Raw genomic sequence first — 11362 nt, forward strand, 5'->3', positions numbered from 1 at the left:
ACCGCGCCAGACACAGATTTGAGGTAAACCGCCAGGCCCAATCATGAGGCCAGTGGTTCAACGAAACGAATTGGTAGCACAGGGAGCATCCCATGCAACATGAAACCCACACCCACGGCATCAACATGTCGGCCCTGGGGCGCGACAAGCAGAGCCTGAGCCTGGCCCAGGAAACCGTGGCCATCGAAGTGCCGGGCCTGAGCCTGTACTACGGTGAAAAGCAGGCGCTGTTCGACGTCAGCATGAACATTCCCAAGCAGCGCGTGACCGCCTTTATCGGCCCGTCCGGCTGCGGCAAGTCCACGCTGCTGCGGACCTTCAACCGCATGAATGACCTGGTGGACGGTTGCCGGGTAGAAGGTGCGATCAACCTCTACGGCAGCAATATTTACCGCAAGGGCGAGGACGTGGCTGAGCTGCGCCGCCGTGTGGGCATGGTGTTCCAGAAGCCGAACCCGTTCCCCAAGACCATCTACGAAAACGTGGTCTACGGCCTGCGTATCCAGGGCATCAACAAAAAACGCATCCTCGACGAAGCGGTGGAGTGGGCGCTGAAAGGCGCGGCGCTGTGGGAAGAGGTCAAAGACCGCCTGCACGATTCGGCACTCGGCCTGTCCGGCGGCCAGCAGCAGCGTCTGGTGATCGCCCGGACCATCGCCGTGGAACCGGAGGTCTTGCTGCTCGACGAACCGTGCTCGGCGCTTGACCCAATCTCGACGCTTAAAGTCGAAGAGCTGATCTACGAGCTCAAGTCCAAGTTCACCATCGTCATCGTGACCCACAACATGCAACAGGCGGCGCGAGTTTCCGATTACACCGCGTTTATGTACATGGGCAAGCTGGTGGAGTTCGGCGACACCGATACCCTGTTCACCAACCCGGCCAAGAAGCAGACCGAAGACTACATCACTGGTCGTTACGGCTAGAACGCGGTGGTTCTGATTGCACTGAATGCTGCGGTTCTCCGCACCTTACCGGACGTTCCAAGGACGCCAACATGATTAGCAAAGAAGGCCTTACCCACCACATCTCCGCGCAGTTCAACGCCGAGCTTGAGGAAGTGCGCAGCCACCTCCTGGCGATGGGCGGGCTGGTTGAGAAGCAAGTCAACGACGCTGTCACCGCGCTGATCGAGGCTGACTCGGGCCTGGCCCAGCAAGTGCGCGAAATCGATGACCAGATCAACCAGATGGAACGCAACATTGACGAAGAATGCCTGCGCATTCTTGCCCGTCGGCAGCCAGCGGCGTCCGACCTGCGTTTGATCATCAGTATTTCCAAGTCGGTGATCGACCTGGAGCGCATCGGCGACGAAGCCACTAAAATCGCGCGCCGTGCCATTCAGTTGTGCGAAGAAGGCGAAGCGCCGCGCGGTTACGTGGAAGTGCGCCACATCGGCGACCAGGTGCGCAACATGGTGCGCGATGCCCTCGACGCGTTTGCCCGCTTCGACGCCGAGCTGGCGCTGTCGGTGGCGCAGTACGACAAGACCATCGACCGCGAATACAAGACTGCGCTGCGTGAGCTGGCCACTTATATGATGGAAGACCCGCGCTCTATCTCGCGGGTCTTGAACATTATTTGGGTGTTGCGTTCGCTGGAGCGGATTGGCGACCACGCGCGCAATATCTCGGAACTGGTGATTTACCTGGTGCGCGGCACCGACGTACGGCACATGGGCCTCAAGCGCATGAAGGCCGAAGTTGAAGGCACAGCTGATCAAATCCCTAATGTTCCGGGCGTACCTGACGATAAGTAAGTTGCCCGAGAAATTAACGCCCGGCCTTTGGTCGGGCGTTTTTGTTTGTGGCATCTGAATTTTTTACGCAGAGGGTGTAATAAAGTCCCTCTGTGATCCGCAAGTTTTGGCAAACTGCCACCAGTCAGGCGTTTTGCGTGCCGAAGTTTTTATAGGATGAAGGGTCGATGAGTAAAGTCAGTGTGTTGGTGGTGGATGACGCCTCGTTTATCCGCGACCTGGTGAAGAAGTGCCTGCGCAACTACTTCCCGGGGATCAAGATTGAAGATGCGGTGAACGGCAAAAAGGCGCAAACCATCCTGATGCGCGAGACCTTCGACCTGGTGCTGTGCGACTGGGAAATGCCCGAAATGTCCGGCCTTGAGCTGCTGACCTGGTGCCGTGAGCAAGCTCATCTCAAAACCATGCCGTTCGTGATGGTGACCAGCCGTGGTGATAAGGAAAACGTGGTCCAAGCGATCCAGGCGGGGGTTTCCGGCTACGTCAGCAAGCCGTTCACCAATGAGCAACTGCTGAGCAAGGTCAAGCAGGCCTTGCACAAGGTCGGCCGCCTCGATGCTCTGATTGCCAGTGCGCCAACCAAGATGAACTCGGCTTTCGGCAATGATTCCCTGAGCGCCCTGACCGGTGGCAAGCCTGAAGCGGTCAAGTCCGCGCCGGTGGCAGCCGCACCAAGCAAAGGCCTGCTCAATAACCCTTCCGTGCAGCCGGCACCGTCAGCATCGCCGGCTGGCGGTCGCGGCCAGGGCCAGCTGCGGCTGTCCAGTGGCACTCAGCAATGCGTGATCAAGGCGCTGAGCATCAAGGAAGCGCTGCTGGTGGTGCGCCGTGGTGAAGTCCTGCCCCAAGTACTGGAAAGCGCGGTACTCGACCTTGAGCAAGGCGAAAACGCCGAGGTGGCGCGCCTCAACGGCTACCTGCACGCTATCGTCGCTTACGAGCCCAAGCCCGACAGTGACTGGCTGCAACTGACCTTCCGATTCATCGACCAGGATGCGCAGAAGCTCGACTATATTTCCCGCCTGATCGCGCGCGGTACAGCGCAGAAGCACTTTGTGCCGGGTGCCTGATTTTTAGAGCGACACCTAACCAATGTGTGTGGGCTTGCCCCACATTTGATCTTCAGTGCTGCACGCAGTGCTGTCATGATCCCTTGCTAGCCTGCCGTTCAGTCATCCCGGCAGGTTCAGGCCATGCTTTTGCGCTTAATGCTGTTTTGCGGGCTGGCCTCGGTCACCACCTCGACCCTGGCCATGACCCTCTACAAATCCACCGATGCTCATGGCGTGGTGGTTTTCAGTGACCGGCAAACTCCGGGCGCCCAGGCGTTTGTGATCCAGGAACGCAGGGTCGAGCGGGTGCGGCGGCCCGTGCTGGACGTGCCCAAATCGAGCTATCGCCCGCAAGCCTATCGCTATCCTCTGCCCTGGCGCGGAGGCCCGTTTCGCTTGACCCAAGGCCCCAACGGCCGCTTCAGCCATACTGACGCCAAGAGCCGCTTCGCCATGGACATCGCCATGCCCGAAGGCACGCCGATTATCGCGGCGCGTAGCGGAATGGTGGTGAAGATCGAGAATAGCCAGGCAGGTCGTGGTGGTGACGCGTCAGGGAATTTCGTGCGGGTGCGCCACGATGACGGCAGTGAGGGCGTGTACCTGCACCTCAAGCAAGGGTCGGTGAGTGTCATGCCAGGGCAGCGTGTAACGGTGGGCAGCTCGCTGGCGTTGTCGGGCAATACCGGCAACAGCAGCGGGCCGCATCTGCATTTTGTGGTGCAGCAGAGTACCGAGGCCGGGCTGGTATCGATCCCTTACGAGTTCAACCAGCCGGTCGGCACACTGCCCAACTTTGCGTTGGGCAATTGAGGGTCAATCCAGCAACAGCACCTTGGCCAACACGATCTTCGGGCCTTTCATTTTCTTGATGATGATCCGTAAGCCTTCAACCTCCAGCACTTCTTCCTCTTCCGGCACCCGTTTCAGGGTGTCGTAGATCAGCCCGGCCAGGGTTTCGGCTTCGATGTGGTCCAGGTCCACGCCCAGCAGGCGCTCGACCTTGAACAGCGGCGTGTCGCCACGCACCAGCAGTTTGCCTGGCTGGTAGGCGAGGATGCCGCGCTCGGCCTTGCGGTGTTCGTCCTGGATATCGCCAACCAACACTTCCAGCACGTCTTCCATGGTCAGGTAGCCGATGATCTTGCCGTCGGCTTCCTCCACCAGGGCGAAGTGCGCGCCGCCTTTGCGAAACTGCTCCAGCAACTGCGACAACGGCATATGCCGCGACACGCGCTCCAGCGGGCGGGTCAGCTCGGCCAGGTTGAACGACTCGGGGATATGGTCCAGCGCCGCCAGTTCCAGCAGTAAATCCTTGATGTGCAGCAGGCCGACAAACTCGTTACGCACAGCGTCATACACCGGATAACGGCTGAATTTGTGGCGGCGGAACAGCGCGAGGATTTCCTTGAGCGGGGCGTTGAAGTCCAGGGTGACTAGGTCTTCGCGGGAGTTGGCCCAGTCCACCACTTCCAGCTCGCCCATTTCCACGGCGGAGGCGAGTACACGCATGCCTTGGTCGCTCGGGTCCTGGCCACGGCTGGAGTGCAGGATCAGCTTGAGTTCTTCGCGGCTGTAATGGTGCTCATGGTGCGGGCCAGGTTCGCCTTGGCCGGCGATACGCAAGATGGCGTTGGCACTGGCATTGAGCAGGTAGATCGCCGGGTACATCGCCCAATAGAACAGGTACAGCGGCACCGCGGTCCACAGCGAGAGCAGCTCGGGTTTGCGAATCGCCCAGGACTTAGGGGCCAATTCACCGACCACGATGTGCAGGTAGGAAATCACGAAGAAGGCGGCAAAGAACGACACGCCCTTGATCACTTCCGGCGACTCGACGCCTACGGCGCCCAGCATTGGCTCGAGGATATGCGCAAAAGCCGGCTCACCGACCCAACCCAGGCCCAGGGAGGCGAGGGTGATACCCAGCTGGCAGGCTGACAGGTAAGCGTCGAGCTGGCTGTGAACAGTGCGCAGGATCTGCCCGCGCCAGCCGTTTTTGTGGGCGATGGCCTCGACCCGGGTGGCGCGCAGTTTGACCATGGCGAATTCCGCCGCAACGAAGAAACCGTTGAGCAGTACCAGGATCAGTGCAAAAAGAATCATGCCGAAGTCGGCGAAGAGTGTTGCGAGGGTGATACCAGGGGAAGGGTCCATGATGGGGTTTTGCAGGTTCCGTGTGTTCAATAAGGGTGACAGACAGGCCTGAAAGGCAGGCGCAAGTCGGCCAATGTAGCGGCTGATGGGGCGCTTGCCTAGTGCTCGCTGCCGGATGGGGCTTGGAATGCCTTCTCCAAAACCATACAGATCCAAATGTGGGAGGGGGCTTGCCCCCGATCGCGGAGTATCAGAAACATAGATGGCAGCTGACCCACCGCCATCGGGAGCAAGCCCCCTCCCACATTATCCCGGCGGTGTATTTGGGTTATTCGTCTGTGCCGATTGCCCGCGAATGGCTCACCTGCGCCGGCAGAAAGTGGCAGGTGAAGGTGCTGCCATGGCCCAGCACGCTGCTGATTTCCAATCGCGCACGGTGGCGCAGCAGCACATGCTTTACGATGGCCAGGCCCAGCCCGGTGCCGCCGGTGTTGGAGTTGCGGCTGGAATCGACACGGTAGAAACGCTCGGTCAAGCGCGGCAAGTGCTTGGCGTCGATGCCGATGCCGGAGTCCTGCACGCTCAGGTGCGCGCCGTGTACATCGGCCCACCAGCGGATGCGGATATTGCCCTTGTCCTGGGTGTACTTCACCGCGTTGAACACCAGGTTGGAAAACGCACTGCGCAACTCGCCCTCGCTGCCTTTGAGTAGCACCAACGGGTCGGCTTCCAGGGTGATCTGTTGCCCGCGTTCGCCGGAAAGCGCCTGGGCGTCATTCTTGATGGTCTGCAACAGGCTTTGCACCGCCACCGGATGGTTGTCCGACGGGTAATCGGTGGCTTCAAGCTTGGCCAGCAGCAGCAGGTCGTTGAGCAGGGTCTGCATGCGCGAGCCTTGCTGCTGCATCTGCTGCAGAGCACGGCTCCAGCGCGGGTTGATCTCGTCGACGTTGTCCAGCAGCGTCTCCAGATAGCCGCAGATCACCGTCAACGGCGTGCGTAGCTCGTGGGAGACGTTGGCGACGAAGTCTTTGCGCATCTGTTCCAACTGGTGGATGCGCGTCACGTCGCGTACCAGCATCAGGTGTTCGTTGTTGCCGTAGCGGGTCAGGTACAGCTGGATGCGTACGCGGTCGTTGGTGGGCGAAGGGATTTCCAGGGCTTCTTCGTAGTTCTCCTGTTCGAAGTACTCCTTGAAGCGCGGATGGCGCACCAGGTTGGTCACCGGCTGGCCGCTGTCCTGGGGCGTCTTGAGGCCCAGCAGCGTTTCGGCCGCGCGGTTCCACCATTCCAGGTTGCCGTCGCTGTCGAGCATGATCACTGCGTCTTTGAGCGCGGCGGTGGATTCCTGCACCCGGTCGATCACGGCTTGCAGGCGCCCGCGTACGCGTTGGTCGCGGCGTTGCAGGTGGTAGATGCTGTCGAACACCTCGCCCCACAGGCCGTAGCCGTCTGGAGGTGCTTCGTCGGGTTTGTGCTGGCGCAGCCATTCATGCAGGCGCAGCAGCTGTTTGAGGGTCCAGCCCAGGTACAGACCGATACCGACGGCCAGGCTCCAGCCGTAATAACCACTGACCAGGCCTACCACCAGGCAGCCGGTGATCAACAGCAGCATGTGGCGGATCAGGGTGCCATGCCAGTTCTGGTTCACTTAAACATGCGTCCTTGTCAGCTGTTAAGGAAAGGGAGGGCTGGCTCAGCCTTTGGTGGAAAAGCGGTAGCCGGTGCCGCGCACGGTTTGTACCAGATTTTCATAGGCATCGCCCAAGGCTTTGCGCAGGCGACGGATATGCACATCCACGGTGCGCTCTTCCACGTACACGTTGCCGCCCCACACCTGGTCGAGCAACTGGCCGCGAGTGTAGGCGCGTTCCTGGTGGGTCATGAAGAATTGCAGTAGGCGGTACTCGGTCGGGCCCATCTCGGCTGGCTTGCCGTCGATGGTCACGCGATGGCTGATCGGGTCCAGCAGCAGACCGCCGACTTCGATTGGCGCTTCGCCATCGGTCGGGCCGGCACGGCGCAGAACGGCCTTCAGACGCGCGACCAGCTCGCGTGGGGAAAATGGCTTGGTGATGTAGTCGTCGGCGCCGACTTCCAAGCCCTGGATCTTGTTGTCCTCTTCGCCCTTGGCGGTGAGCATGATGATCGGGATGTCCCCGGTCAGCTCATCACGCTTGAGGCGACGTGCCAACTCAATGCCGGAGGTGCCGGGCAGCATCCAGTCCAGCAGGATCAGGTCCGGCTTGCGGTCGACGATAATGGCATGGGCCTGCTGGGAGTTCTCCGCCTCCAGGCAGTCATAGCCGGCCATTTCCAACGCAACGGCGATCATCTCGCGGATGGGCGCTTCGTCGTCGACGATCAGAATGCTCCTGCCAACCATGCTCAAAATCCTCTTGTCATTTAACTGTCTTGCGCCGCATTAGATAACGGAATTATTGCAGTCGTGTGACAGTAATTTAGTCGCTTGGGCAATTCTCGGCACTCTGGTCTACCCTCTGGGTCCGAATCCTGACAACCACAAAAGGAAGGTTCCGATGACTCAAAGCACTTTTTCCTGGAAAGCCCTGCTGGTAACGGCTGCGTTGATGCTGCCGACACTGGCGTTTTCGGCTGAGCCAGCGATGACCACAGGCGGCATACTAGTGGACCATAAGGGGATGACGCTCTACACCTTTGCCAAGGATGCCGATGGCAAATCCATGTGCAACGACACGTGCGCCACCAACTGGCCGCCGCTGATGGCAGAATCCACCGACACACCCATGGGCAAGTGGACCGTGATTACCCGTGACGATGAAAAGAGCCAGTGGGCCTACAGCGGCAAGCCGCTCTACACCTTCGTCATGGACAAGAAGGCCGGTGACATGACCGGTGACGGCAAAATGGACGGGGCCTGGAAGGTCGCCAAGCCTTAGTACGACTCACTAAAGGTGAGGGGCCTGGCCCCTCATCGAAACCCGTAATCCGCCACAATCCCTACAAAAATCGCCAACCCGGCCCAGTGGTTGTGCAAAAACGCCTTGAAGCATTTCATGCGGTCCTTGTCCCGCGTATACCAGAACTCCCAGGCAAAACAGCCTGCCGCCGCCAGCAATCCAAGGTGGAACCAGCCGCCCAGCTCGAACCGCATACCCGCTAGCAACAGGCAGGCCAGCGACAGACCTTGCAGCGTGAGGATGATCACGCGGTCCGCATCACCGAACAGAATGGCGGTGGACTTCACGCCGATCTTCAAGTCATCGTCGCGGTCCGTCATCGCGTAATAAGTGTCATAGCCCACCGTCCACAACAAATTGGCGATGTATAACAGCCACGCCGTGGCAGGCAGGTGGCCGGTCTCGGCGGTGAACGCCATCGGCATGCCCCACGAAAACGCCGCGCCGAGCACCACCTGCGGATAATAGGTGTAGCGTTTCATGAACGGATAGCTCGCCGCCAGCGCCAGGCCGCCGAGCGACAGCAGGATGGTCGTGGCGTTGGTCAGCAGCACCAGCAGAAAGCTGATGCCCATCAGCACCGCAAAAAAAACCAGGGCCTCTTTCGAGCTGATCTTGCCGCTCACCAGCGGGCGCTGTTCGGTGCGCTTCACATGGCCGTCGACCTTGCGGTCGGCCCAGTCATTGATCACACAGCCGCCGGCGCGGGTCAGCACCACGCCCAACACGAAAATCACGATGTTGATAAAGGAAGGCGAGCCTTTACCGGCGATCCACAGCGCCCACAGCGTCGGCCATAGCAGCAGGTAGATGCCGATGGGCTTGTCCATGCGGGTCAGCTGAATGAAATCCCAGGCCCTGGGGTTCAGGTGGTTCAGGGACTTGAGCAGACGTTGATACATCAGCAGTTCTCCGGATGGTCATGCAGTGCATGCCAAAAGCTCGGCAGGAAGATTTCCGCCACCAGCACGCTCAGCGGCCCGCGATCAAACCGCGAGCGGCGCCCCCACAGGCCGTCGGCTTGGTCCGCGGTCGGCAGCCATTGCCTTGGGTAGTGGCACACCTCGATGGCCTGGCGGGTGAAGGCGTGGTCGCAGAACAGCAACTCGCCCAGCGAACGGCTACCCAGCTCATCCATGTGCAAGCCGTCGCCCTGCAAGGCACTGCGCGCCGCCACGCTGCGGGCAAACACCCAGGGCTGGCCGTGCCCGCGCAAATACACCTCGCGCACCCAGCCGATGCTAGCAGGGGCCAGGCCCAGCACCACGCATTCATCCTCGCGCAACGGCTGCCAGCCTTCGAACAGCGGCGTCACGCTGAAACCGTCGTTGGACAGCCACGTCAGCCGCCGCGTCAGCGAACCTTTGTCGAACAGCCAATTGAGTGCCAAGGGCGCGGGCAATGGGCGCAGAAGGCTCTGGGTCAGCCATTGGCAAGCATCGGGCGGGGCGGTTGAGTGCGGCACGGTGAGTCAGTATTGGCAGCAAAAGAGGCGGCGAGCTTACCATGGCGTCCTGAGCTTTTGCCGTGCGGAACCGGCCGTTTGCGCCGAACATGCTTGCATCTGCCGGCCCCGATCAGTACAAAACGCCCTGAGCCGCACGGCAACGTTGGTCTACCGACCGTCGGCCAAGATGCCTGGACCCTGAGGAAGTAAGTAATGAAGAAGTGGCAATGTGTAGTGTGCGGCCTGATCTACGACGAAAAAGACGGCTGGCCGGATGACGGTATCGCGCCGGGCACCCTGTGGCAGGACGTTCCGGAAGACTGGCTGTGCCCGGACTGCGGCGTGGGCAAAATGGATTTCGAAATGATCGAAATCGGTTAATCATTGACTTAAGAAACGTACTACAAGGAGAACGGAATGAACGCACCTGTCGTGATCATTGGCACAGGGTTGGCCGGTTACAACGTGGCCCGGGAGTTTCGCAAGCTCGACAGCGAGACCCCATTGCTGCTGATCACCGCAGACGACGGGCGTTCCTACTCCAAACCCATGCTCTCCACCGGCTTTGGCAAGAACAAGGAAGCCGATGGCCTGAGCATGGCGGAACCGGGCGCCATGGCCGAGCAACTCAAGGCAGAAGTGCGCACCCACACGCGCATCAGTGGCATCGACCCGGGCCACAAGCGCCTGTGGATCGGCGAAGAAGCGGTGGCTTACCGTGACCTGATCTTGGCCTGGGGCGCCGAGACTGTGCGCGTGCCGGTCGAAGGTGACGCGGCTGAGCTGATTTTCCCGATCAACGACCTCGAAGACTACGCACGCTTTCGGGCCGCCGCTGCCGGCAAGCGCCGTGTGCTGGTGCTCGGCGCCGGTTTGATCGGTTGCGAATTTGCCAACGACCTGATCTTGGGTGGCTATGAGATCGACCTGGTCGCACCATGCGAGCAAGTCATGCCGACCCTGCTGCACCCGGCAGCGGCCGCTGCCGTGCAAGCCGGGCTGGAAGGCCTCGGTGCGCGTTTCCACCTGGGCCCGGTGCTCAACCGCCTGCAGCGCACGGCTGATGGCCTGGAAGCGCACCTGTCGGACGGTGAAGTGATCCAATGCGACCTGGTGGTCTCGGCCATCGGCCTGCGCCCGCGCATAGACCTCGCCGCCGCCGCTGGCCTGCAGATCAACCGTGGGATCATGGTGGACCGTCACCTCAAGACTTCCCACGCCAACATCTATGCCCTGGGCGACTGCGCCGAGGTTGATGGCCTGAACCTGCTGTACGTGATGCCGCTGATGAGCTGCGCCCGCGCGCTGGCCCAGACCCTGGCTGGCAACGCCACGGCCGTGAGCTATGGGCCGATGCCGATCACCGTGAAAACCCCGATCTGCCCACTGGTGGTTTCCCCGCCGCCACGCGGCACCGAAGGCGTGTGGAGCGTCGAAGGGCAGGGCGCCGACATCAAGGCCTTGTGCCGCGACGCCAGTGGCCGCCTACTGGGTTACGCGCTGACGGGCAGTGCGGTGATGGAAAAACTGGCTTTGAACAAAGAACTTCCACCGTTACTGGCGTAAATACCGGTCGTTCTGTCGGAATCAGCACCTTCTTACCCCTAGAAAGGTCGCCGCGAGACTGGCGGAGCGTGCGAGGGCATGCCATCCTCACTCCCGTCTGCCGCAGAGTAGAGCCTGCGGCGCCTTGGGCGTTGCTCCATAAGAGAGCAACACGGACATAACAACAAAAAACCGTCAAAGAGGCTTCACTTATGCGTAAACCAGAACTCGCAGCCGCCATCGCTGAAAAAGCGGATCTCACCAAAGAACAGGCCAACCGCGTCCTCAACGCCGTTCTCGAAGAAATCACCGGCGCCCTGCACCGCAAGGACAGCGTCACCCTGGTTGGCTTCGGCACCTTCCTGCAACGCCACCGCGGCGCCCGCACCGGCAAAAACCCGCAAACCGGTGAGCCTGTGAAGATCAAGGCGAGCAACACCGTTGCGTTCAAGCCGGGTAAGTCGCTTAAAGACAGCGTCAACCCGTAAGAGCGGTACCGTCTGAAGGGCGGCGGGTTGGA

13 protein-coding genes are annotated in these 11362 nt (G+C 60.7%); 8 read left to right on the forward strand and 5 right to left on the reverse strand.

Annotated features, from left to right (window positions below; all coding sequences use genetic code 11):
- The first annotated feature begins 92 nt into the window (after positions 1 to 92).
- The 4 genes from pstB to FW764_RS06710 all read left to right on the forward strand — a co-directional run bounded on the left by pstB (position 93) and on the right by FW764_RS06710 (position 3624).
- Positions 93 to 926, forward strand: a complete 834-nt coding sequence (gene pstB / locus FW764_RS06695; RefSeq protein ID WP_128591106.1) for a phosphate ABC transporter ATP-binding protein PstB — start codon at positions 93 to 95, stop codon at positions 924 to 926.
- A gap of 71 nt (positions 927 to 997) precedes the next feature.
- Complete coding sequence (gene phoU, locus FW764_RS06700) at positions 998 to 1759, forward strand: phosphate signaling complex protein PhoU (protein ID WP_159961118.1); 762 nt, start codon at positions 998 to 1000, stop codon at positions 1757 to 1759.
- 167 nt (positions 1760 to 1926) lie between these two features.
- Positions 1927 to 2829: a response regulator gene (locus FW764_RS06705; RefSeq protein ID WP_446433272.1), complete on the forward strand. Its 903-nt coding sequence runs from the start codon at positions 1927 to 1929 to the stop codon at positions 2827 to 2829.
- 123 nt (positions 2830 to 2952) lie between these two features.
- Complete coding sequence (locus tag FW764_RS06710; protein WP_446433273.1) at positions 2953 to 3624, forward strand: peptidoglycan DD-metalloendopeptidase family protein; 672 nt, start codon at positions 2953 to 2955, stop codon at positions 3622 to 3624.
- A gap of 3 nt (positions 3625 to 3627) precedes the next feature.
- Here the strand turns inward: FW764_RS06710 and FW764_RS06715 are convergent, their stop codons facing one another.
- The 3 genes from FW764_RS06715 to phoB form a co-directional block, all read right to left on the reverse strand.
- The gene (locus FW764_RS06715) at positions 3628 to 4968 is read right to left on the reverse strand and encodes a hemolysin family protein (RefSeq protein WP_083356076.1); all 1341 of its coding nucleotides are present in this window, start codon (positions 4966 to 4968) and stop codon (positions 3628 to 3630) included.
- A gap of 268 nt (positions 4969 to 5236) precedes the next feature.
- Entirely contained in the window at positions 5237 to 6523 is a 1287-nt protein-coding gene (gene phoR / locus FW764_RS06720; protein WP_446433458.1) for a phosphate regulon sensor histidine kinase PhoR, read from the reverse strand.
- A gap of 81 nt (positions 6524 to 6604) precedes the next feature.
- Positions 6605 to 7294, reverse strand: a complete 690-nt coding sequence (gene phoB, locus FW764_RS06725) for a phosphate regulon transcriptional regulator PhoB (protein WP_003176964.1) — start codon at positions 7292 to 7294, stop codon at positions 6605 to 6607.
- A gap of 154 nt (positions 7295 to 7448) precedes the next feature.
- Here phoB and FW764_RS06730 point away from each other — a divergent pair, with 154 nt between their 5' ends.
- Positions 7449 to 7829: a COG4315 family predicted lipoprotein gene (locus FW764_RS06730; protein ID WP_446433274.1), complete on the forward strand. Its 381-nt coding sequence runs from the start codon at positions 7449 to 7451 to the stop codon at positions 7827 to 7829.
- A 32-nt stretch (positions 7830 to 7861) separates the two neighbouring features.
- Here FW764_RS06730 and ubiA read toward each other — a convergent pair whose 3' ends face one another.
- Positions 7862 to 8752 carry a 4-hydroxybenzoate octaprenyltransferase gene (gene ubiA, locus FW764_RS06735; protein WP_446433275.1) on the reverse strand — a complete coding sequence of 297 codons (891 nt, stop codon included), beginning with the start codon at positions 8750 to 8752 and terminating at the stop codon, positions 7862 to 7864.
- Positions 8752 to 9315 carry a chorismate--pyruvate lyase family protein gene (locus tag FW764_RS06740; protein WP_446433276.1) on the reverse strand — a complete coding sequence of 188 codons (564 nt, stop codon included), beginning with the start codon at positions 9313 to 9315 and terminating at the stop codon, positions 8752 to 8754. The genes ubiA and FW764_RS06740 overlap by 1 nt, the downstream gene beginning before the upstream one ends.
- Positions 9316 to 9510: 195 nt before the next feature.
- Between FW764_RS06740 and FW764_RS06745 the strand changes: the two genes are divergently transcribed.
- From FW764_RS06745 to FW764_RS06755, 3 genes are all read left to right on the forward strand, one after another.
- A complete protein-coding gene (locus FW764_RS06745) occupies positions 9511 to 9678 on the forward strand; it encodes a rubredoxin (RefSeq protein WP_003213373.1) in 168 nt (55 codons plus the stop codon).
- Positions 9679 to 9714: 36 nt separating this feature from the next.
- A complete protein-coding gene (locus tag FW764_RS06750; protein ID WP_446433277.1) occupies positions 9715 to 10863 on the forward strand; it encodes an NAD(P)/FAD-dependent oxidoreductase in 1149 nt (382 codons plus the stop codon).
- A 191-nt stretch (positions 10864 to 11054) separates the two neighbouring features.
- Positions 11055 to 11330: an HU family DNA-binding protein gene (locus FW764_RS06755; RefSeq protein ID WP_003213368.1), complete on the forward strand. Its 276-nt coding sequence runs from the start codon at positions 11055 to 11057 to the stop codon at positions 11328 to 11330.
- Positions 11331 to 11362: the final 32 nt, after the last annotated feature.

The sequence above is a fragment of the Pseudomonas sp. 1152_12 genome (assembly GCF_052850675.1).

Excerpts from the sequence above, each read along its gene's own strand:
- pstB (WP_128591106.1), top strand. The coding sequence starts at position 93 with ATGCAACATGAAACCCACACCCACGGCATCAACATGTCGGCCCTGGGG.
- phoU (WP_159961118.1), top strand. The coding sequence starts at position 998 with ATGATTAGCAAAGAAGGCCTTACCCACCACATCTCCGCGCAGTTCAAC.
- FW764_RS06705 (WP_446433272.1), top strand. The coding sequence starts at position 1,927 with ATGAGTAAAGTCAGTGTGTTGGTGGTGGATGACGCCTCGTTTATCCGC.
- FW764_RS06710 (WP_446433273.1), top strand. The coding sequence starts at position 2,953 with ATGCTTTTGCGCTTAATGCTGTTTTGCGGGCTGGCCTCGGTCACCACC.
- FW764_RS06715 (WP_083356076.1), bottom strand. The coding sequence starts at position 4,968 with ATGGACCCTTCCCCTGGTATCACCCTCGCAACACTCTTCGCCGACTTC.
- phoR (WP_446433458.1), bottom strand. The coding sequence starts at position 6,523 with ATGCTGCTGTTGATCACCGGCTGCCTGGTGGTAGGCCTGGTCAGTGGT.
- phoB (WP_003176964.1), bottom strand. The coding sequence starts at position 7,294 with ATGGTTGGCAGGAGCATTCTGATCGTCGACGACGAAGCGCCCATCCGC.
- FW764_RS06730 (WP_446433274.1), top strand. The coding sequence starts at position 7,449 with ATGACTCAAAGCACTTTTTCCTGGAAAGCCCTGCTGGTAACGGCTGCG.
- ubiA (WP_446433275.1), bottom strand. The coding sequence starts at position 8,752 with ATGTATCAACGTCTGCTCAAGTCCCTGAACCACCTGAACCCCAGGGCC.
- FW764_RS06745 (WP_003213373.1), top strand. The coding sequence starts at position 9,511 with ATGAAGAAGTGGCAATGTGTAGTGTGCGGCCTGATCTACGACGAAAAA.
- FW764_RS06750 (WP_446433277.1), top strand. The coding sequence starts at position 9,715 with ATGAACGCACCTGTCGTGATCATTGGCACAGGGTTGGCCGGTTACAAC.
- FW764_RS06755 (WP_003213368.1), top strand. The coding sequence starts at position 11,055 with ATGCGTAAACCAGAACTCGCAGCCGCCATCGCTGAAAAAGCGGATCTC.